The 20,494-nt window shown below is 42.9% G+C and carries 19 protein-coding genes; 15 read left to right on the top strand and 4 right to left on the bottom strand.

All coding sequences use genetic code 11. The features are described 5' to 3' along the window. Nucleotides 1–4: 4 nt before the first annotated feature. From AC3RCI_RS16260 to AC3RCI_RS16245, 4 genes are all read left to right on the top strand, one after another. On the top strand, nucleotides 5–898 hold the full coding sequence (locus tag AC3RCI_RS16260) for a carbohydrate ABC transporter permease (protein WP_127536960.1): 894 nt from the start codon (nucleotides 5–7) through the stop codon (nucleotides 896–898). Nucleotides 899–965: 67 nt separating this feature from the next. Beyond that, nucleotides 966–2,594 (top strand): glycoside hydrolase family 13 protein, encoded by a 1,629-nt coding sequence (locus AC3RCI_RS16255; RefSeq protein WP_492525493.1) that lies wholly within the window; start codon nucleotides 966–968, stop codon nucleotides 2,592–2,594. 278 nt (nucleotides 2,595–2,872) lie between these two features. Next, nucleotides 2,873–4,540, top strand: a complete 1,668-nt coding sequence (locus tag AC3RCI_RS16250) for a glycoside hydrolase family 13 protein (RefSeq protein ID WP_492525491.1) — start codon at nucleotides 2,873–2,875, stop codon at nucleotides 4,538–4,540. Between the two features lie 259 nt (nucleotides 4,541–4,799). Next, nucleotides 4,800–5,687, top strand: a complete 888-nt coding sequence (locus AC3RCI_RS16245) for an aldo/keto reductase (protein ID WP_492525489.1) — start codon at nucleotides 4,800–4,802, stop codon at nucleotides 5,685–5,687. Nucleotides 5,688–5,802: 115 nt separating this feature from the next. Here the strand turns inward: AC3RCI_RS16245 and AC3RCI_RS16240 are convergent, their stop codons facing one another. After that, nucleotides 5,803–7,563, bottom strand: coding sequence for a methyl-accepting chemotaxis protein (locus AC3RCI_RS16240; RefSeq protein WP_492525487.1), 1,761 nt, complete (start codon nucleotides 7,561–7,563; stop codon nucleotides 5,803–5,805). Between the two features lie 346 nt (nucleotides 7,564–7,909). Here AC3RCI_RS16240 and AC3RCI_RS16235 point away from each other — a divergent pair, with 346 nt between their 5' ends. The 3 genes from AC3RCI_RS16235 (at nucleotide 7,910) to AC3RCI_RS16225 (ending at nucleotide 9,757) form a co-directional block, all read left to right on the top strand. Then, the gene (locus AC3RCI_RS16235) at nucleotides 7,910–8,311 is read left to right on the top strand and encodes a hypothetical protein (protein ID WP_492525485.1); all 402 of its coding nucleotides are present in this window, start codon (nucleotides 7,910–7,912) and stop codon (nucleotides 8,309–8,311) included. 176 nt (nucleotides 8,312–8,487) lie between these two features. Continuing rightward, nucleotides 8,488–9,045 (top strand): PadR family transcriptional regulator, encoded by a 558-nt coding sequence (locus tag AC3RCI_RS16230; protein WP_492525483.1) that lies wholly within the window; start codon nucleotides 8,488–8,490, stop codon nucleotides 9,043–9,045. After that, nucleotides 9,038–9,757 carry a CPBP family intramembrane glutamic endopeptidase gene (locus tag AC3RCI_RS16225; RefSeq protein WP_492525481.1) on the top strand — a complete coding sequence of 240 codons (720 nt, stop codon included), beginning with the start codon at nucleotides 9,038–9,040 and terminating at the stop codon, nucleotides 9,755–9,757. The genes AC3RCI_RS16230 and AC3RCI_RS16225 overlap by 8 nt, the downstream gene beginning before the upstream one ends. A 72-nt stretch (nucleotides 9,758–9,829) precedes the next feature. Here the strand turns inward: AC3RCI_RS16225 and AC3RCI_RS16220 are convergent, their stop codons facing one another. Next, on the bottom strand, nucleotides 9,830–10,300 hold the full coding sequence (locus tag AC3RCI_RS16220; RefSeq protein WP_492525478.1) for a GNAT family N-acetyltransferase: 471 nt from the start codon (nucleotides 10,298–10,300) through the stop codon (nucleotides 9,830–9,832). Nucleotides 10,301–10,394: 94 nt separating this feature from the next. After that, nucleotides 10,395–10,973, bottom strand: a complete 579-nt coding sequence (locus tag AC3RCI_RS16215) for a hypothetical protein (protein ID WP_492525476.1) — start codon at nucleotides 10,971–10,973, stop codon at nucleotides 10,395–10,397. A gap of 149 nt (nucleotides 10,974–11,122) precedes the next feature. Here AC3RCI_RS16215 and AC3RCI_RS16210 point away from each other — a divergent pair, with 149 nt between their 5' ends. From AC3RCI_RS16210 to ppsA, 8 genes are all read left to right on the top strand, one after another. Further along, complete coding sequence (locus AC3RCI_RS16210; RefSeq protein WP_336781734.1) at nucleotides 11,123–11,752, top strand: cysteine hydrolase family protein; 630 nt, start codon at nucleotides 11,123–11,125, stop codon at nucleotides 11,750–11,752. Nucleotides 11,753–11,918: 166 nt separating this feature from the next. After that, nucleotides 11,919–12,374 carry a GNAT family N-acetyltransferase gene (locus AC3RCI_RS16205; protein ID WP_336781733.1) on the top strand — a complete coding sequence of 152 codons (456 nt, stop codon included), beginning with the start codon at nucleotides 11,919–11,921 and terminating at the stop codon, nucleotides 12,372–12,374. A gap of 162 nt (nucleotides 12,375–12,536) precedes the next feature. After that, nucleotides 12,537–13,118, top strand: coding sequence for a hypothetical protein (locus AC3RCI_RS16200; protein WP_336781732.1), 582 nt, complete (start codon nucleotides 12,537–12,539; stop codon nucleotides 13,116–13,118). Between the two features lie 90 nt (nucleotides 13,119–13,208). Further along, the gene (locus tag AC3RCI_RS16195; RefSeq protein ID WP_492525474.1) at nucleotides 13,209–13,826 is read left to right on the top strand and encodes a histidine phosphatase family protein; all 618 of its coding nucleotides are present in this window, start codon (nucleotides 13,209–13,211) and stop codon (nucleotides 13,824–13,826) included. A 209-nt stretch (nucleotides 13,827–14,035) separates the two neighbouring features. Further along, nucleotides 14,036–14,665, top strand: a complete 630-nt coding sequence (locus AC3RCI_RS16190) for a TetR/AcrR family transcriptional regulator (protein ID WP_492525472.1) — start codon at nucleotides 14,036–14,038, stop codon at nucleotides 14,663–14,665. Between the two features lie 18 nt (nucleotides 14,666–14,683). After that, the gene (locus AC3RCI_RS16185) at nucleotides 14,684–15,193 is read left to right on the top strand and encodes a DUF4188 domain-containing protein (protein ID WP_492525470.1); all 510 of its coding nucleotides are present in this window, start codon (nucleotides 14,684–14,686) and stop codon (nucleotides 15,191–15,193) included. 273 nt (nucleotides 15,194–15,466) lie between these two features. Continuing rightward, nucleotides 15,467–15,598, top strand: a complete 132-nt coding sequence (locus AC3RCI_RS16180) for a sporulation protein YjcZ (protein ID WP_154894059.1) — start codon at nucleotides 15,467–15,469, stop codon at nucleotides 15,596–15,598. Between the two features lie 568 nt (nucleotides 15,599–16,166). Continuing rightward, nucleotides 16,167–18,788, top strand: a complete 2,622-nt coding sequence (gene ppsA, locus AC3RCI_RS16175) for a phosphoenolpyruvate synthase (RefSeq protein WP_492525468.1) — start codon at nucleotides 16,167–16,169, stop codon at nucleotides 18,786–18,788. A 130-nt stretch (nucleotides 18,789–18,918) separates the two neighbouring features. On the opposite strand, the gene AC3RCI_RS16170 is transcribed toward ppsA, so the two are convergent. After that, a protein-coding gene (locus tag AC3RCI_RS16170; RefSeq protein ID WP_492525466.1) for an IS3 family transposase occupies nucleotides 18,919–20,081 on the bottom strand; the annotation gives its coding sequence in 2 pieces (ribosomal slippage) (nucleotides 18,919–19,817 and nucleotides 19,817–20,081; 1,164 coding nt in all). Nucleotides 20,082–20,494: the final 413 nt, after the last annotated feature.

The following is a 20,494-nucleotide window of genomic DNA, read 5'->3' as shown; positions in this document are numbered from 1 at the left end:
GTCCGTGTCCTATTCTGCAAACGTTAAAGAACGAATTGGCCGGTTTGTCATCTATGCCATCGTAATCATGCTGGCATTGGCTTGCCTTCTTCCGTTATGGAATATTGTTGCCATTTCATTCAGCAGCAGCGAGGCTGTATCGGCGAATGCCGTAGGTCTCGTTCCGGTCAATTTTACGACTGCCGCGTATTCAAAAATTATTGATGATGCACAGTTCTGGCGCTCATTCGGCATATCTGTTCTGCGCGTTGCGCTGGCTCTTGTGCTTAACATGATTCTGATTATTTTGATGGCTTATCCGCTATCCAAGTCGAAAAGGGAATTCAAAGGCAGAAACATCTATATGAATATCATGATTTTTGCCATGTTGTTCAGTGGAGGCATGATTCCGAGTTACCTGTTGATCAAAAACCTGGATATGCTTAATACGATATGGGCACTTGTTCTGCCAGGCGCTGTCCCGATATTCAGTGTCATTCTTGTGATGAACTTCTTCTCTGCAGTTCCTAAAGCACTGGAAGAAGCGGCGTTTATCGATGGGGCGAATCCGCTGCAAGTCTTGTTCAAAGTATATGTTCCCGTGTCCATTCCTGCGCTGGCGACCGTTGCCCTATTCAGTATCGTGGGTACATGGAACGACTTCTTCAGCGGTTTGATCTATATGACCAAGGTCAGCAACTATCCGCTTATGACCTATATTCAGTCCCTTAACGTAAATATTGCCGATCTGCTGCAAGCCGGTACGAATTCCAGCGAGCTCAGCAACCTGACTGAGATTTCGAATAAAAACCTGAATGCAGCTAAAATCGTAGTCGCAGTCATTCCGCTGCTGTTGATTTATCCGCTGCTGCAAAAATACTTTGTAACAGGCATTGTCGTTGGATCAGTCAAAGAATAATGAGAGGTTATAACACACCTTAGCAGAGAGGCACACCAAACTGGAGAAGGTAGAAAGGTTGAATGACATGGAAAATAAAAAATGGTGGAAAGAAACCGTTGTATATCAAATCTATCCGCGGAGTTTTCAAGATAGTAACGGAGACGGAATTGGCGACTTGAAGGGTATTGAGTCAAGGCTCGATTATTTGCAGGAACTCGGCATTGGTGCGATCTGGTTGTCACCTGTATGCAAGTCACCTCAAGATGACTATGGGTATGACATCTCCGATTATCAGGATATCGATCCCATGTTCGGGTCTCTGGATGATATGGAAGCGTTAATTCATGAAGCCGGAAAACGAGATATTCGGATCATTATGGACCTGGTGTTGAATCACACATCGGATGAGCATCCTTGGTTTCAAGAAGCTAAAAAAGGCAAAGACAATCCGTACCATGACTACTACGTCTGGAGAGATGGTGTGGAAGGAACGCCTCCGAACGATTTAGGGTCCACATTTGGTGGCTCAGCCTGGGAATGGGTTCCTGAAATTGGACAATATTATTTGCATCTCTTTTCCGTAAAACAGCCAGATCTCAACTGGGAAAATCTCAAAGTCCGGCAGGAGATTTACGACATGATCAATTGGTGGATCGACAAGGGAGTCGGCGGGTTTAGACTGGATGTAATCGACTTAATCGGTAAAGAGCCGGATGCGAAGATTACGGGGAATGGGCCCAATCTGCATAAATATATCAGGGAACTAAGCAAGGAAACGTTTCAAAAAGCAGAAAATCTCCTAACCGTTGGAGAAACATGGGGCGCTACTCCCGAGATTGCAAAACTGTACAGCAACCCGGACGGCAGTGAGTTTTCTATGGTGTTCCAATTTGAACACATCGGCTTGGATGAACAAGAAGGCAAAGGAAAGTGGGATCTCAAGCCTTTGGATGTGCTGGAATTGAAAAAAGTGCTGTCCAAATGGCAGACAGAGCTCAAGGGCGATGCCTGGAACAGCTTATTCTGGAATAACCACGACTTGCCACGAATCGTCTCCCGTTGGGGAAATGACGGAGAATACAGGATCGAATCGGCTAAAATGCTCGCGACCCTTCTTCATGGCATGCAAGGCACACCTTATATTTATCAGGGTGAAGAACTAGGCATGACGAATGTTCAATATGCGATTGAAGACTATCGGGATATTGAATTGCTTAATCTCTATAAAGAAAGAATGGGGAAAGGATATCCTGAAAGCAGCGTGATGGAGTCGATCTTCGCCAAGGGACGCGATAATGCGCGAACACCGATGCAGTGGGATTCTTCCGATAACGCTGGGTTTACAAGTGGCGAACCATGGATTAAGGTGAATCCGAACTATATCGATATCCATGCCCAAGACAATTTGAATAACCCTGAATCCATATTTCATTACTATCGGAAGTTAATCCAATTAAGAAAAGATCATGAAGTCATCGTGTATGGAGATTATGAGCTGGTTTTCCCGGATGATCCAGAGGTGTTTGCTTATACCCGAACGCTGAATGGAACAAAAGTCCTTGTTGTATGTAATTTTCAGGGGAATACGATCGAGCTCCCGCTTCAGGAACACTTGTCAGAGACGAATCAGCTGCTGATATCGAATTATGCAGGTGAATTGCCTCTGGACGAACTGCGTCCATATGAAGCGAGAATGTACCTTGTGCATGCGTAAAGAATAATACTATAAATAAAGTCTATATAAACTGCTTAAACAGACACACGTTAACGGAGAGGCAGAACCAATCTGGAGAAGCGAAGCGTTCGCTTAAAAGCTTTCCGAAGGAAAGCTGCATCGGAAGCATAGGCATATCACCGGATTTCCCCCTTAGAGAAGGGGATTCAAAAAATCTGGGGATAACAGCGATCGGAAGATGGTACTGCGCTCGTAGTGCCCTTGTGTGATCGATTGGTGCAGTTTATATCGTGGTTGAGAAAGAAGGATTACATCAAATGAAAAGAGTATGGTGGAAAGAAGCAGTAGCATATCAAATCTATCCTAGAAGCTTTATGGATTCCAATGGGGACGGGATTGGCGACATCAAGGGAATCATTTCAAAACTGGATTATATTCAAGACCTCGGTATTGATCTGATATGGATCTGCCCGATGTATAAGTCTCCTAATGATGATAATGGTTATGATATCAGTGATTACTGTTCCATTATGGATGAATTCGGCACGATGGCTGAATTTGATCAATTATTAAAAGAAGTACATCACCGTGGCATGAAACTCATCATGGACTTGGTGATCAATCATACCAGTGACGAACATCCGTGGTTCATCGAATCGAGATCTTCGCAGGATAGTCCGAAACGGGACTGGTACATCTGGAGAGATGGGAAGAACGGAGAAGAACCGAATAACTGGGAAAGCATCTTCGGTGGTTCTGCCTGGGAATATGATGAAGTCTCCGGACAGTACTATCTTCATCTGTTCTCCAAAAAACAACCGGATTTGAATTGGGCAAATGAAAACGTACGGAAATCCATATATGAAATGATGAACTGGTGGCTGGATAAAGGTATTGATGGTTTCCGTGTCGATGCAATCAGCCATATCCACAAAGAAGAGGGCCTGTTGGATATGCCAGTCAAAGAAGGATTTAAATATATCTCTTCGTTTGAGAAGCACATGAATGTCAAAGGAATTCAGCGTTATTTGCAGGAAATGAAAGAGGAAACGTTATCCAAATATGACGTGGTAACCGTTGGGGAAGCCAATGGAGTTAAAGTAGAGGACCAGGAAGATCTATACGATTGGATCTGTGAAGTCAGAGGCAAATTTAATATGGTCTTCCAATTCGAACATCTTGACCTGTGGAAAAACAGCACAGACCGGCAGCTCGATGTTCCCAAACTGAAAAACGTCTTGACCAAGTGGCAAAAATCACTGGAAGGCATCGGTTGGAATGCACTGTTTATTGAAAATCACGATCAGCCACGTAAAGTTTCATCCTGGGGAAATGATGCGGAGTATTGGTATGAAAGTTCAACAGCTCTTGGAGCCATGTACTTTTTCATGCAGGGCACTCCGTTCATATACCAAGGACAAGAAATAGGTATGACGAATGTGGCTTATCCTTCCATAGAGGACTATAACGACGTAGCTGACCGGAATCTATATCAGATTAAACGTGAAGAAGGGATGTCGCATGAGGAAATCATGAACATCATCTGGGCATCGAGTCGCGATAACTCCAGAACGCCGATGCAGTGGTCTTCTGCAGAACAAGCAGGGTTTACCAATGGTACGCCGTGGCTTAAGGTGAATGATAATTACGTTCATATTAATGTAGAGAAACAGCTTCAGGACCCGCGTTCCATCCTTCACTTTTATAAACGAATGATTCAGCTGCGAAAAGAACGCGACACGCTGACATATGGTATCTATGAGCTTCTTATGCCGGAACATCCTAGTGTATTTGCTTATACACGTACTCTGGCAGACCAGCAGGTGCTGGTCGTAGTCAATCTCTCTGATCAAGCCGTAGAGCTTAAGGAAGAAGAACATAGCTTTAACTTCTCCGACATCTGGCTTACCAACTACGAAGATAGCAAGCTGCCAAGGATGCTGCGACCGTATGAAGCGATCGTTGGTTTAAGTGATAAAGAATAAGTCTGATTTTCCTACAGGTATCCAATGAAGTAAACAGAGAATTCACTCACTAATTTCTGACCTCAAACAAGTGAACCCCTTAGATAAGTTATTGGAATAAGTACCGTTTATCCAATGCATTTCTAAGGGGCTTTATTTATTTTGCCTTCAGATTGATAATTTGTTAATTATCCTTTATTATGAAAGCGTTATCGTAAATTGAATCGCTATTGTACCATTCGGTCACTTGACCAACATATTAAACCTCGAGGTGAGTAGAGTGAAGTACAGAAGATTGGGCAAGACTGAGCTGGATGTATCCGTCGTAGGTGTGGGCACCTGGCAGTTTGGCGGGGACTGGGGTAAAGACTATACCCAGAAAGAAGTCGATGATATTCTTTACCGTGCCAAAGAACTTGGTATTAATTTGATTGATACAGCGGAATGTTACGGACCTCACCATATGTCGGAAAACTTTATCGGCGATTTTATGTCCCGTGACCGGCGTGAGGATTGGGTGATCGCATCGAAGTTTGGTCATCAGTGGCATGATCACTGGACCAATGCCTGGAGCGTGGATCAGATCCGTGTTCAACTGGAAGAATCCTTGAAAGCGCTAAGAACAGATTATATCGATTTGTATCAGTTCCATTCCGGATCAGATGAGGTGTTTGATAACGACGAGCTGTGGACCATGCTGGACAAGCAGGTACAAGCCGGTAAAATTCGAAATCTTGGTATCTCCATTGGCAGCAACGATAATCTGCATCAGACGAGCAAGGCGAGTGGGTTAAACGCGAAAGCTATACAGGTCGTATATAACCGTCTGGACCAGAAGCCCGAGGAGAGGGTATTCCCGTCATGTCAGGAGCAGGACCTTGGTGTGCTCGCAAGAGTCCCACTGGCCAGCGGCTATCTGAGCGGCAAGTACAAGCCGGGCGCAGTGTTCAATGACAATGTCAGAAAGGGACGCGAGCGTCAAGAGATCGATGAGAAACTTCAGCTGGTAAGTGAAATCCAGAAGAACGAAGTCCCTGAAGGTGTCGACATGGCCTCGTGGGCCCTTGCCTGGTGTCTGAAGCATCCAGCAGTTAGCTGCGTCATTCCAGGATGCAAAAGTCCGGAGCAGGTTGAAGCGAACGCCCGGGCCGCAGATCTCGAATTATAAGCGAGCTTGATCGGTGTAGCTTGCTGGGGGCAAAATAGTCGTGTATTAAAACGGAGAAAGCAGCCGACCAAAGTAGAAGGGGTCGGCTGCTTTTTTTGACCTAGAAGAATCAAAATTAATATTTAAATTGAATCGTCAAACGCTCTAACTTTTGAGACATGTCGGACAAGGTTGTGGCTAGGCTCGTAATTTGTTCCATGGAAGCCAGTTGTTCTTCTGAAGAAGCAGCTATGTTTTGGGAGTTGTCTGCAGCTTGAAGTGCAAGATTGGAGACTTGCTCTTGACCTGCTGTGATTTCCTGGACGCTTGCCGTGATCTGCTGTGTAACGCTGGCAAGTTCCTCCGTTTGTTGGGCGATAAAGTTGGTGGACCCTACGATTTTGTTAAACTGTTGTTCCGTCTCATTAGCGATCTGTATGCCGGAATCGACATCCTGTTTAACTCGATTCAACGTTTTGAGCGATTGTTCAATATCTGTACGCATATCTTGAATCAACGTGGAAATCTGCCCGGATGACTGGTTCGATTGTTCAGCAAGTTTTCTTACTTCAGCAGCCACTACCGAGAAACCGCGGCCTTCTTCGCCTGCGCGGGCTGCCTCGATCGAGGCGTTCAGAGCAAGAAGATTCGTCTGCTTCGCAATATCCGTAATGGCATGCAGCATGGTACCGATCTGCTGGCTGCGTTCATCTAGCATTCTCATGACTACATCCGTTTCATTAACCGACTTGTTGATCAGATTCATTTGCTTCGCCGTATGCTCTACCGCCGTACCACCTATGTTCGCGAGCTCCATCGCATCAACAGAAGAATCGGCAATGGTTGATGAGCTTTCCGCTATTCGCTGAATCCCGATCGATATTTCCTCGAGTGAGTTGGTTGTCCGTTGAAGCATCATTTGCTGCTCTTGTGCACCTGCTGCAGATTCTTGGATCGAAATGGTGATATTCTCAGTTGCCTGACTGGTGTGCTCCGCTCCAAGAGTCAACTCTTTGGAAGATGAGGCTACCTGTTTGGTAGAGAGATCGACTTGACTAATAAGTGTTCTCATGTTTTTAATCATATGGTTAAAGTCCTGTGAAAGCTCACCGATCTCATCTTTGGACTTCATCTTGACTTCTTCAACAGTTAGGTCTCCGTCCGCAACGGATTTCAATCGCTTAGCGACCATAAGGATGGGCTTCGTGAGGCGTCCTGAGATGATGCTAACGATAAAGGATCCTAGAACAACCGCCACAGCCGTAACGATAAGAACAAGATACAGCACTTGTGTGGCACCACTGTTAAACTCACTTAAGTAGGCACCCGAACCGATGATCCATCCCCAATGCGGGTCCATTTCAACATATGAAACTTTCGTTTCTACCTCACCTGTATCAGGTAGAGCCCACTTGTAGGTGATAAATCCGCCTCCGGCTGTTCCAACATTAACGATTTCTTTTCCCAAATATACGCCATCTTCTGTAACGACATCTGTCAAATCCTGACCTTCATTTGATGGATTCATTACGGAATGCGCATCTTTGCCAACAGCCCATGGATATCCTGTTTCCCCTACAGTATATTCACTTTTTACAGGCCGCTTATTATCTGCATTCTTTTCACCGAGCAGCTCTACGCGGAGCTTTTCCTGCGCTTGCTCCAATGTTAAACTTCCGTTCTCTACCTGCTCGTTGAGGAGATTAATCATACCAATGACCATTCGTACACTATTTTCAAGTGCGGCCTTGCCGGATTCATTCATTTCATTTTTTGAAACGGTATAAGAACTGAACCCTATAACGATTGTGGGCACGATAAGTATAACCAAGCACAAAGAGACTAACTTGGCCCTTAACGTTCTCATTTTTAACATGGATCCTATCTTTGTTTTCACTTCAGTTCCCCCTAAGTATGTCAATCTACAGATCTAACTCAGAACCAGATAGTTAAAATTTAAATTAAATCTGTACCTAATATATCGAAAAAAGAGGGGGCAAAATGAAGTCTTTGAGCGATGGAAATCTGTGTAAACGAACTCGTCCATTGTGCTCAACACTGGGCAAATAGAATTGGTAAAACCAAAAGTGGCGATTGCATAGAAAGGGATTCTTCACAAAGTAAAAGAAGATGAATATGCCCTATGTCCCATCTACGGTGTTTCATAAAACAAAGGTAAACAAACACTTATTGTTGTATAATGATGGTAGAATATACAGGTGATAGGATAGGGGCGAGAGATTTTGCACAGAAAGATTAAGATTAACCTTTTTTACGTAGCTGCTGGGATTTATCTGGGTATCGCCGTTGCAGCATTTGTTCCATGGATTGAGATTGGTTTGAAAATAACGGCATACTCAAGCATCATCGCACTATTAATAACGATCTATGACTCTTCTAAGGTTAGCTTTAGAATTAACTCAAAACAAGGGGATTTGCGTAAGCAAAGAGTTCATTATGTATTTATGTTAGCTATGAAAGGTTTAATGATAATATCACCGTTCGTTTTACTGTTCTGGATTAATTATGAGGATGATGAAGAAGTTATAGCCAAGATCAGTAATTACGTAACGTTTGCTGCTATTGGAATTGTGTTCTTTACAAGAGGGATGGAATTAAAAGGTGTAAGCAGCACTCAAAAATGATTCGAGGCATATTGCATTTTTATAGATAGATAGGGGGGTTACCTTCGGTAATCACTCCTTTTTTGTATTGGAGAACAGAATTAAAGATAGCTAGAAATGAATTGTAATCTTTATCCTAATGGAGTAATATGCTAATTATATATATCTTAAAGATACATTGTGAACGGGGAGGGCATATGAGAAGAATCAATACTACCCACTTTGCAATTCTCGGCTTGCTTCGCTTGAAGCCCATGAGCGCCTATGAGCTGGTTAAATTTTCGAAGGAGAGCATCGGCCTTTTTTGGAACGAATCGTACGGACATATTCATAAGAGTATCAAACAATTGCAGTTAGAAGGCTCAGTTTCGGTGGTGGAAGAAGCAGAGACGGGGAGACGTAAAATTGTCTATGGCATTACAGAGCAAGGATGTGACCAACTTGATTCCTGGCTGGCTCTGCCACCTGAAGAACCCGTTATGAGAAATGAACTGCTGATGAAGCTTTTTGTCTCTGATGAGCGTCATATCCCGCAGCTCATCACTTTTCTTGAAGAGGAATTAAGAGCTAATGAACAGCTCATCACGATGTTGGCAGGAATTAAAGCGAGTGTTCCTAAAGGGGAAAGCAGGCAGGCCCAGCTCTGGTTGTTAACCCTGGACTATGGGGAGAGATATCTTCGGATGACCATGGAATGGTGTCAGCACGCGCTGGAAACGTTAAGTCATCCAAACAGGGGAGAATATAATGAATAAAAAACGATCCACCCGCATTCCCATCCTATTGATCACGATCGTGGTGGTTGCCTGCGCACCTCTCCTGTTATGGTTTAGAAGCATTCCGCTTCTCCCATTAAAGGTCTTCGACAGCGATGTATACAACCTGGAGATTAGTTATCAGATTACGGTGTTGTTATTAGCTGTTATTGTGATTGGCATTGTATACGGGTTGGCAGGCAAGGGGGGACTTCGGTATTTAAATCTGAGAAATCGAGATGGAAAAATTCGGCCCGAACCGTGGATCGGCATTAAGCCGAAGGAAACAGAGACATGGAAACACTTGGGTCTAAACTTTGCGGTCATCATTACGTTGGTAACGGCTGTCGTTATCTACTTCCAAGTGGTGCACGGGGAAGCCGTCAGACTGGAGCTGTATCCCGGTGTTATCCTCATCCTAATGTTTGCACTAATGAATGCTTTTTCTGAAGAAATCATCTTTCGGTTTTCATTTGTTGCTGTTGTAGGCAAATATGGTTTGTCCCCGTATGTAGCTCAAGGACTGGCGGCTGCAATCTTTGGCGCCGTTCATTATTTTGGACATCCAGGCGGGATAGCGGGTGTAATCATGGCAGCGTTTATCGGATGGTTTTTAGCCAAATCGATGTTAGAAACGAAAGGATTTTTCTGGGCGTTGACGATTCATTTCTTGCAGGATGTTCTTATTTTTAGTGCCTTATTTATGAAGTAGCTGGGCTTGGGAGCTCATACGAAAGTTAACCGCTCTTCAATGGGCGGTTAACTTAATCCAAGGGCCATTCCTCTATAGGTGTTTCTCATAAAATACCATTGTCATTTTGTCGTTAATTACTTTGGTTACACCCGTCTTTTTATAGCCTATCTTTTCATACAAGTAACAGTTGCCTCTCTCTTGCAAGATGGTACCCAGTCTCCATGACTTTGCATCATCATATTTCTTCTCTACGACTGTAAAGACTTTTTGAGCAATGCCTTTTCCTTGATGTTCTGGCAGTATAAAAATGGGGCTAACACTATAGATCTGATCATCTTTTTTGACGACTCTTATCCCTCCCACGGCAACATCAAAATGATAGATGATGAAATAATCAGTAAAAGACTGATTGATTTGAGTAAGAACTCTTTCTATGGTTTCATTGGCGGGGCTTGTTTCAAAATCCTGATATCTTTCCAACAAGGGCATAAACGCTTTAACTTTCATGTTGTGAATAGTCACTGCATCATTTAAATTAGCTTTACATAATGAAACATCCATTCATATGTTCCCCCTATTGAGACGCTCGGTAACAACATATTAGATAGCACATACACTGTTTACTTAGTGCAAAGAAAGATATTATTCAATACATCTATGATAAGGAACGTTTGCTATATTTTCCGAATAACCACCCTGTTATCCCAAAGGATGCGATAACAATAATGACAAACATTTGCTCAGCTAGATCGAAGTTAAAATATGAGGTTAGCGAATTTTGAAACAATCGTTTTCCGAGTACCATTAGATAACTAACGCCCCATCCCACAATCATTCCGAACAGTAGATTTCTTAATTTAATATCATCATACTTACGCTTAATCGAGAAGTACCCTAGAACGATGAATGCCAAAGGAAGCCACATGACGTATTTAGCCATATCTATAGAAAATATATAGATGCCGAAAAACAACCAAATGCCGATTCCTCCTGCGATTGCGATACCTCGAATATTCAATTCGGGATAGATCCAGATAAACATTAGAAAAAGAGCGAGTGAGATGATTGGAAAAGCGATTAATCCGTAAATAACATAAGCAAGTTCGGACAGTGGATCATCTTGCCATGAGCCAGTTGCGTCAAAGAAGACTGCTAGCCCTAGTACGTTGAATGAAGCCAAAATAATTGAAAAAGCAACGGCAACGCTTCCGGCGAAAGAATAGATCATTCTCATAGATGTGACTCCTTGATAACATAGTTCTTTTTTTAGTTGTTTCATCTAACCAGAAATAAAAGCATCTGTCAATGATTAGGTCTGTAACTTCATTTTTTTTGTATAAAAAGGCTGCACCCTACTAAATACTAAGTTCCGGGGGTGTATGAATGGATAAAATGAAAATTCATCTTGAGGGAAAAAATACAGCTCTAATTGTCGTGGATGTTCAAAACGATTACTGTCATCCAGATGGGGCGATCTCCAAAAGCGGAATTGATGTGAGCTCAGTAAAACAAATGATGCCTCATTTGCATTCTTTATTGGAAGCTTCAAGAGGAAGCTCAATTCCCATCATTTTTTTGCAAACGAACCATGAAGATGCTACTGATTCCGAAGTATGGCTTTCACGTTTTCCGGATGGGGTAAACCCTATTTGTCGTACAGGAAGCTGGGGAGCAAATTTTTACGAAGTGACACCACAGGCGAATGATATCATTGTCAAAAAGCATCGTTACAGCGGGTTTGTCCACACCAGATTGGAGAGCGTTCTGCAAACGCTCAAAATAGAAACCCTTATTATGACAGGAGTTAGCACGAATTTGTGTGTTGAGTCTACAGCGAGGGAAGGTTTTATGCTTGATTATCACATTGTCCTTATACAAGATGCCTGCGCAGCTTTTTCACAAGCAGAACATGATATGACGCTGAAAACAGTGGATACGTATTTTGGCATGGTTACAGATACAGCTGGAATCGTCTCTTATATAGAGACCTCGCATCAGACGGCAGTAAATTAAGCAGAGACGTGGATTGTCGTAGACAAAAAAATGCTCCATTTAAAGTCGCCATTAGCGGCTTTTTTTGTTTTAAGAAACTAATGTTTTCTCTCGATGGTGTTTGGAGCGAGATTGTTGGTATTCTATATGTAAATAAAATAACTTGAATTCAGTATTGGAGGTCTACATGGAATTTAGAACTGCAACGTTAACCCATCTTCCTGCCATTGTTCGTTTATTAGCTGATGATGAAATGGGTGCTACCCGAGAGCGTTTCGTAGATCCACTACCAAAAGAATATGTTGAAGCTTTTGCAAAAATTGAACAGCAAATCGGTAATTCCATAATCATTGCCCTGGATAACAACGAAGTCATTGGTTGTCTTCAGCTTACAATTATTCCGGGGATTGCAAGATTGGGTACAACACGTGGTCAAATTGAGGGTGTTCGTATTGACCGGAACTATCGTGGTCAAGGCGTTGGAGAGTCTTTATTTCAATACGCTATTCATGAAGCCAAATCCATGGGGTGTGAGCTGATTCAACTGACAACGGATAAAAAGCGAAAAGATGCTCACAGGTTCTATGAACGACTTGGATTTGTAGCTAGTCATGATGGGATGAAACTTGCGCTCAGTAATTAGTTTTTATTTAATCAATTACGATACAGCAACATAGATACGAGAGCAGCTGACCAATGTGATCGGCTGCTCTTGTTTCAACTAGCTGGGAGATGAGTGCAACATTTCGTCTGCTGAGAAAGTCAATAAGATGTAAGATGGACGTCATAATATGATGAGAAGTAGGTGGAGAAACTGAAACATCGTTTACTCACGATCATTTTTCTTTTCACTACCCTATTCTTTTTTGCGAATGGTCAAGAAGTCAAAGCTCTATCCTGTGCTGAGAAGAAGGGAAGCCTTCAAGAAGAACTAGACGGATATACGGGTGCTGTTTACGGTGAAATAAAGAAAATTAAAGTTGATCTGAAGCAAGAAGGGATAACGGGCACAAAAGAGAAAGTTAGATATATACTAGTGGAAGTTGAGCGAAGCTGGAAAACGGAAGTTGATTCTGAGGTCATTGTCGCAACCGACTACACTTGGGGCTTTAACTTCAAGGAAGGCAGTAAATACTTCATATTTATTAGTGAAATGGATGGCGAATTAAGCAGTAGTCCGTGCAGCACGACCATTGAAATGAATAACCTTAATCAAGCAACTAAACAATTCGGTGAGGGATTCGAGCCAAAACAACAAGTCAATCTGGAATCCAAGATGTGGTTTATGGTGGAGCAGGATTTTGATTTGTATATCGTCCTTGCAATAATCCTTGTGGTGAGTGCCGTCTTCATCATGAGAGCAAGGAAGAAAAGGAAACGGGGCTAAGCATCATTGGTCTAGGGGAAACATTCGTTGAATAAACAGAAGGTTTTCTCTTGACCGATTACATAATTCCAAGGGAAAGAAGGATACCAAATGACTACGTTAGGATTGATCCGACACGGAGTAACGGATTGGAACGACGAATATCGGACACAAGGCCATTCAGATATCCCGCTCAATGAAAAGGGGCGACAACAAGCTGAACTCTTGTCCCGAAGAATTGGCACAGAGCAGTGGAATTATATTTATTCTAGTGATTTGTCCAGAGCACTTGAAACAGCGGAAATCATCGGCAAAATCAACAATATTGAAGTGAGAACCGACCCACGCTTGAGAGAAATGAACTGTGGGCTTATAGAAGGGACGACAGAACAAGAGCGTGTCAATCGATGGGGGTATGGATGGTTTAGACTGGATCTCGGCATCGAATCAGAGGATGAGATTGTTAAAAGAGGCAGGGAGTGCCTTGCCGACATATCAGACAGACACCCAGACGAGAATATATTAATCGTGAGTCACGGTGCATTCCTTGGAATGACTTTAAAGAAACTGATCCCGCATATCGACATGACAGAAAGTTTAATGAACACATCTATCACCATACTGCAAACAGCACAACCTCGATGGGACTGTTCGGTGTATAATTGCACTGCACATTTAAATGTGAAATCTATCGAGATCGTAAAAGGGAAGATGGAACAAGAACTATAGAAGCCGTGATAATCGGCTTTTTTTTTATCGGTACAACAATTTAATATGCGTCCCAATGGGAATAAAAAATTATTTCACTAGGGCTGCACCCCTGCATCTGTGTAGCAAATGTTAGGGGTTTTTAGTCTGTCTGTTTAGCCGTATTGACTAAATAAGTTAACTCGTGTTAATTTATTAACTGTAGTTAACTTCGAGGAGATGCATTTAATATGAATCAGGATATCTCACTAAGGGAATTAAAAAAAGCCAAGAACAAAATCGCGCTGTATGAAGCGGGATTATCCTTAATGAAGGATCGAATGTTCAGTCAGGTCATGATTGAGGACATCTGCAAGACTGCTGAAATATCCAAGGTCACTTTTTTTAAGTTTTATCAACGCAAAGAGGATTTGCTGATTTATTTTATGCGGGTTTGGCTTACTGAACGAATGATCGAGATCGAACAGGAAGAGAAAAAAGGATTCCAGGCATTCCGCCATTTGCTGTCCAAGGTTGCTAAGGAGCATCAATTAAGGCCGGGGATGATGCCGAGTTTGATTTCCTTTCTTGCAGAACAGAACATGCAGCCTTGTATGCCTGAACTGAGTCAAGCGGAAGTATCGCTGCTTTTTCCAGGTCACGAGGAAGCGGGGAGTGAATCGCCTAATATGTTTGTTTTATTTCAACAGTTCATGAAGGAAGAACAACAAGTGGGTAAGCTCAACAAATCTCTCACCTTGGAGCAATCGGTACAGATCTGTTTCACCATTTTCTATGGTGCGTTTCTGACGGCTCAACTGTACAATTCAGCGGATATTGGCCGCTTTTATGATACGCATCTGGGTCTGCTTGAAATATAGGAGAAGGAGTGAGTAAATATGGCTAAAGTGATTGCGGGTCGATATACCGCACAGATGGAAGGTTCCTTCGTTGTTTTCGTGATTGGTTTTCGGATTAACAAATGGTGGGCGATACATAAATGGCTGCCTGTTATGAATTCCATGTCCCCGATGCTTCAGGAGCTGTATCGGAACAAAGAGGAGCTCGGATTCATGGATGGTTCCTATCACTTTTCAGGCCGTGGACTTACACTCATCCAATATTGGAGGAGCTTTGAACACCTGGAGCATTATGCCCGCCACGGAGCTAACCACCTGAAGGCATGGAGGGATTTCAACCGCAAAGTTGGAACTGGGGGAGATGTAGGGATTTTTCACGAGACCTATCTGGTTCCTGAAGGGCAATATGAATGTGTTTACAACAATATGCCGACCTTTGGATTGGCAAAAGCGGGAGCCCACGTTTCGGCAACGGGGCGTAAAGAAACGGCAAGCCGGCGGCTTGGCCGCGAAGGAGAACCAGCCGTTCCAACACCTCCGAATCCTTAGTCCTAGCATCTATTGCCACGAAACAAACGAACAATGGGTGCAACCTAAGCGGATGCTCGCATAGTGATATCCTGTATCGAAGTAGCGTGTCTGTAGATAATGGGGTAAACATAACTGAATAAAAGAATAAGGCAGCCGACATCGTGATCGGCTGTTTGAACGAACAGAAAACAGGCAAAGGGAGCGTTGCTATAAGCCCTTTTTGTACATCGCCTTGTCAAATGATGCATTTCTGAATAATCTAACACATACCACAGAAGAGGGGGAAGAAATATGAGTTCAGTTGGATACAGCAATGGTAATGTAGGAGGAATTGGTGGGGGATATGGTGGTTTTACGTCCATTGGTGCTATTCTGGTACTTTTTATTCTGTTAGTCATCATCTCCAAAGCTTTCTTGGTGTAACGATTACTGAATAATCCGCAACTGGTGCAGAGAAAAGAACTTGTAAACCTTCAAAATTAAACAGCGGCTTAAACGAAAGTGGTATGCTTGCGGAGTTTCGCCTGTAATATAAAAAAAAGGAACTGCTAATATGGCAGTTCCTTTTTTTAAGGAGTTTGGAGTTAGGGTCGATCAGGAGATGGTGAGATCTCCTAGTTCTGTTCTGATCACTTGTTTAATAGATCCATTTATATTTTTCCTGGCGTCTATTCTTTATACATAAGAAAGTTTGCTAATTTATTCAGACTGTAAGTGAAAAAAAGAGAGGATCCCATAAAAACAAAGGTCATCTCTTTTTAGCAAAAAAATAATTGAACACAAAAAAACGCTATGATATAATCGATAAACGTCATTGATACCAATCAAAAAAAGTATGTACGTATTATTATTCCTATATTTATAGTACATCTTATAATTTGATTTGTCAATGCTAATTTTTTGAAAGGTGGGGAAAGGAGGTATTCGAGGGGAGATAAGACTTATACGATTATATTTGTTTTCTCATTTTAACGGACAGAGGAGAGGTTGAATGAATTCACTGGTTCTCGATTTTCAAGAAATAGATCACACTCAGCTTTGGCTGGTTGGTGGAAAAGGGCTGCACTTAGGGTTACTATCCAAATTGGAAGGGATTCATGTGCCTGAAGGGTTTTGTGTCACAACGGTCGGATACCAAACAGCGATCAAACAGAATAAAATGGTTCATGCTTTGTTGGATCAGCTGTCTGAGCTTAAGGTAGAAGATCGAGAACGTGTTAATCAAATCCGTAAGGAGATCCAACAGGTCATCTTGGAAGCAGCCATTCCTTCCGATGTTGTGAAAGCAGTCGTCCAATCTCTCTCTCGCTTTGGTGAGGATCATGCCTATGCGGTGCGCTCAAGTGCAACTGCTGAAGACTTACCCCATGCTTCTTTTGCTGGTCAACAGGACACGTATTTAAATATTATCGGCACTGAAGCCATCTTGGAGCATATCCGTAAATGCTGGGCTTCTCTATTTACAGAACGCGCGGTAATTTACCGGATGCAGAATGGGTTTGACCACAGGCAGGTATATTTATCTGTTGTGGTTCAAAAAATGGTGTTCCCGCAGGCATCAGGGGTATTATTTACTGCGGATCCGATCACTTGCAATCGGAAACTGATCTCGATCGATGCCAGTTTCGGACTCGGCGAGGCGCTTGTTTCCGGCCTAGTGTCTGCTGATGGTTACCAAGTTAAGGATGGGGAAATCGTCAGCAAGCGAATTGAAACCAAAAAAGTAGCGATTTATGGGCGGAAGGAAGGCGGAACAGAGACCAAGCAGCTCCAGCTTGAGCAGCAAAAGATGCAAACACTTACGGATCAACAGATTTTACAACTCGCACGTTTGGGTAGACAGCTCGAAGAACATTTCGGATGCCCCCAAGACATCGAATGGTGTATGGACGATGATACATTTTACATGGTTCAGAGCCGGCCCATCACCACTTTGTTTCCGATTCCTGAAGCACAAGATGAGGAAAATCACGTGTATGTATCTGTTGGTCATCAGCAAATGATGACAGATCCAATCAAACCATTGGGAATGTCCATCTGGAAGTTAACGGGCAACCCCTCCATGTTTAAAATGGGGGGTGGAAGGCTATTTGTCGATATTACAAAGGGTCTGTCTACCTCGGCGGGCAGGCAGAATTTGCTGGGTGTCTTGGGACACTCCGACCCGCTCATAAAAGATGCACTAATGACCATTATAGAGCGGGGAGATTTTATTCCATTGGACCCGACTGACAAAAGCGAACAGGGACCTATAAAAAGCCATCAGGGCATGTCTCCTGCGGATATATTAGAAGAGGCAGGAAGCGATCCAGCCATTGTTGCTGCTTTGATACGGAGCAGCGCGACATCGGTATCTGCGTTGAAACATACGATGCAAACGAAAGCAGGATTGGACGTATTTGATTGCATTCTGGAAGATATGCAGCAGCGGAAGAAGCGTTCTTCTGACTCGAAAAATTTGAGTGTGATCATGGCCGCTTTTCACGCATCCGCATGGATCAATGAAAAGATGGATGACTGGTTAGGTGAGAAAAACGCAGCAGACACACTGTCCTTGTCTGTACCTCATAACATTACTTCAGAGATGGGTATGCAGCTGCTGGATGTTGCCGATGTGATTCGTCCCTATCCGGTAATCATTGAGTACTTACAACAAGTAAGAGATGATCATTTTATGGATAAACTGGTTCAATTCGAAGGCGGCCAGCAAGCATATGAAGCTATTTCTGCTTTTCTCGATAAATATGGAATGCGATGTGCCGGGGAGATCGATATTACAAGGACTCGATGGAGTGAAAAACCGAGTATTCTGATACCTATGATCCTCAGTAATATCAAGAACCTTGAGCCTGGAGCCAGTAAACGGAAGTTTGAACAAGGACGACAGGAAGCTTTGTCAAAAGAACAGGACATATTAGCTCGTTTGAAGCTATTACCTGACGGCAAACAGAAAGCTAGAGAAACAAAACAAATGATCGACCTGATCCGTAATTTCATCGGTTATCGTGAATATCCGAAATACGACATTGTTAGTCGTTACTTTGTTTATAAGCAGGCTTTGCTAAAGGAAGCGGACCAACTCGTCCAAGCCGATGTTCTTCGTGATAAGGAGGATATATACTATCTTACTTTTGAAGAACTGCAGGAAGCCGTACGCACGATGAAATTGGATTACCAGGTCATTGACAGACGGAAAAATGATTACAAATTGTATGAAAAACTAACTCCGCCACGCGTGATCACGTCTGATGGCGAAATTATTACAGGCAAGTACAGACGCGGGAACGTCCCTGCTGAAGCTGTTGTTGGTCTGGCTGTATCTTCAGGCGTGATCGAAGGGCGGGCGCGTGTCATTCTGAATATGGAGGACGCGGATCTGGAAGATGGAGATATACTTGTGACCACTTTTACCGATCCCAGCTGGACTCCATTGTTTTTATCCATAAAAGGCTTGGTTACGGAGGTTGGTGGACTGATGACTCATGGGGCTGTTATCGCACGTGAATATGGCTTGCCTGCCGTTGTTGGAGTGGAGAATGCGACCAAATTGATAAAAGATGGGCAGCGAATTCGTCTACACGGTACTGAAGGATATATCGAATTGCTGACGTAATGGATAAACCCTCGGCATTAACTGTCATACAGATGCAGCATTGTTGACCAAGAGACAAGGATACAATCCTGATGAAAGTCGCTATTTTGGTCATAACCCTGTCAAGTAGACAGTTCTAAAAAGACAAAATTTAAGCTGCGGCCGTTTCCCGGTATTCTACCGGGGAACGGTCGTTTAGTTTTTTCTGAAATCGGTTTTGGTTGTAAAACAGTATGTATTCACTCACTTGCTGCTCAACCTCTGCTTTGTTTGCCGCCTTATTCAAGTATATTTTCTCGGTCTTTAAATGAGAGAAAAAAGACTCAATACAAGCATTATCTAAGCAATTTCCACGCCTGGAATGACTGCCTAGCATGCCGAGCTGGTTCAGTTTACGGTTAAAGGGCTTCGAAGTATATTGAAATCCTTGATCCGAGTGTAGGATTACACCACTCAGATCCACGTGCTGACGGAGTCTATCCAGCGTTTCATGAACCAAAGCAAGGTCATTTCGTTCAGAAAGATGCCACGCTACAATCTCGTTATTGTATAAATCCTGAATAACAGAGAGATACACAAAGTGTTCTCCAGCACGAATATAGGTAATGTCCGTAACCAGCTTCGTTCGTGGTGTATCCGCCCGAAACTGACGCTCCAGCCGATTCGGGTTCACCACAGAGGCTTGTTTTCCAAAGAATCGACGCTTTTTTCGAATGACAGAACAGATGCCTAATTGTTTCATTAATCGGTACACCTTTTTGTGGTTGACTCGAAGGCCTTCCCGTCGTAAAGCTACGGTCATTCGAAGATAGCCAAAGTAAGGATGCACGCGATGGATGGCAAGCAAATGGGATTCTAGTTCATGTTCCTTATGTCTACGCTCTTTTGCTGCTGTTATGCTTTTTCTCCACTTGTAATAACCCGAGCGGGAAACCGCAGCTAACTTCAAGAGCCGAGCCAGACCATGGCGTGCTCTCAGGTCCTCAATGATTTGAAATCTGGCTGCTTTACTCGTCACTCCTTGTGTAGATTTGGATACTGCTTTTTTAAGTATTCAATTTCCGCCCGCAAATACGCCATCTCTTCTTCCATACTGGAAAACTTGGTTCTAGGGCGTCCCCGTTTGGGTGTAGCAGGTTCTAGACTCATTCCCTGTTTAGCTTTGGCTGCCCACACTTGTACCTGAGATTTATTTTGAATATCTAAACGTGTCGCTACTTCACGTATACTCATATGTTCTTCGTTGACCAGCCGAACTGCCTCCAATTTCAAATCCAAAGAGTACCGCCGGAATGTTTGACCTTTTTTAGCCATGAAAAAATCCCCTTCGTTTACATGATTAAGTTCATCTTAACAGATGTCTTTTTTCTCATGTCTACTAAAAGGGGATAATACCATTTTAGCGGCTTTTTTTATTTTATCGAGACAATTTCTAGTCAAGCTCCGTGGGATTACACACTAACAAATATGAATTTAGCTGCTGGAACAGCGAGGGTGAAGGTGCAGAGTGCGTTCCTTATTATCTTTTTTTAGCTAGGTATTCGCTATAATACATATCATTATTGTGTTAGGTATTAACTTATATAGGGCGTATAAATGAAGGGACAGGAATATCGTTCGGTTTTATTGTGCATTTTTCCGAAATAAGGTTACATATATTGACGTTCAATAGGACTAAAACTATCATAATATTCAATTAAGAGTTCATTCATTCTTAATTTAGTAGG

This window comes from Paenibacillus sp. MT124 (assembly GCF_058792755.1).
The sequence above is the reverse complement of the archived record's forward strand: the minus strand, read 5'-3'. Positions and strand labels throughout refer to the sequence as shown.

Excerpts from the sequence above, each read along its gene's own strand:
- AC3RCI_RS16205 (WP_336781733.1), top strand. The coding sequence starts at position 11,919 with ATGGAATTTAGAACTGCAACGTTAACCCATCTTCCTGCCATTGTTCGT.
- AC3RCI_RS16230 (WP_492525483.1), top strand. The coding sequence starts at position 8,488 with ATGAGAAGAATCAATACTACCCACTTTGCAATTCTCGGCTTGCTTCGC.
- AC3RCI_RS16215 (WP_492525476.1), bottom strand. The coding sequence starts at position 10,973 with ATGAGAATGATCTATTCTTTCGCCGGAAGCGTTGCCGTTGCTTTTTCA.
- AC3RCI_RS16250 (WP_492525491.1), top strand. The coding sequence starts at position 2,873 with ATGAAAAGAGTATGGTGGAAAGAAGCAGTAGCATATCAAATCTATCCT.
- AC3RCI_RS16190 (WP_492525472.1), top strand. The coding sequence starts at position 14,036 with ATGAATCAGGATATCTCACTAAGGGAATTAAAAAAAGCCAAGAACAAA.
- AC3RCI_RS16180 (WP_154894059.1), top strand. The coding sequence starts at position 15,467 with ATGAGTTCAGTTGGATACAGCAATGGTAATGTAGGAGGAATTGGTGGG.
- AC3RCI_RS16255 (WP_492525493.1), top strand. The coding sequence starts at position 966 with ATGGAAAATAAAAAATGGTGGAAAGAAACCGTTGTATATCAAATCTAT.
- ppsA (WP_492525468.1), top strand. The coding sequence starts at position 16,167 with ATGAATTCACTGGTTCTCGATTTTCAAGAAATAGATCACACTCAGCTT.
- AC3RCI_RS16195 (WP_492525474.1), top strand. The coding sequence starts at position 13,209 with ATGACTACGTTAGGATTGATCCGACACGGAGTAACGGATTGGAACGAC.
- AC3RCI_RS16225 (WP_492525481.1), top strand. The coding sequence starts at position 9,038 with ATGAATAAAAAACGATCCACCCGCATTCCCATCCTATTGATCACGATC.
- AC3RCI_RS16220 (WP_492525478.1), bottom strand. The coding sequence starts at position 10,300 with ATGGATGTTTCATTATGTAAAGCTAATTTAAATGATGCAGTGACTATT.
- AC3RCI_RS16185 (WP_492525470.1), top strand. The coding sequence starts at position 14,684 with ATGGCTAAAGTGATTGCGGGTCGATATACCGCACAGATGGAAGGTTCC.
- AC3RCI_RS16210 (WP_336781734.1), top strand. The coding sequence starts at position 11,123 with ATGGATAAAATGAAAATTCATCTTGAGGGAAAAAATACAGCTCTAATT.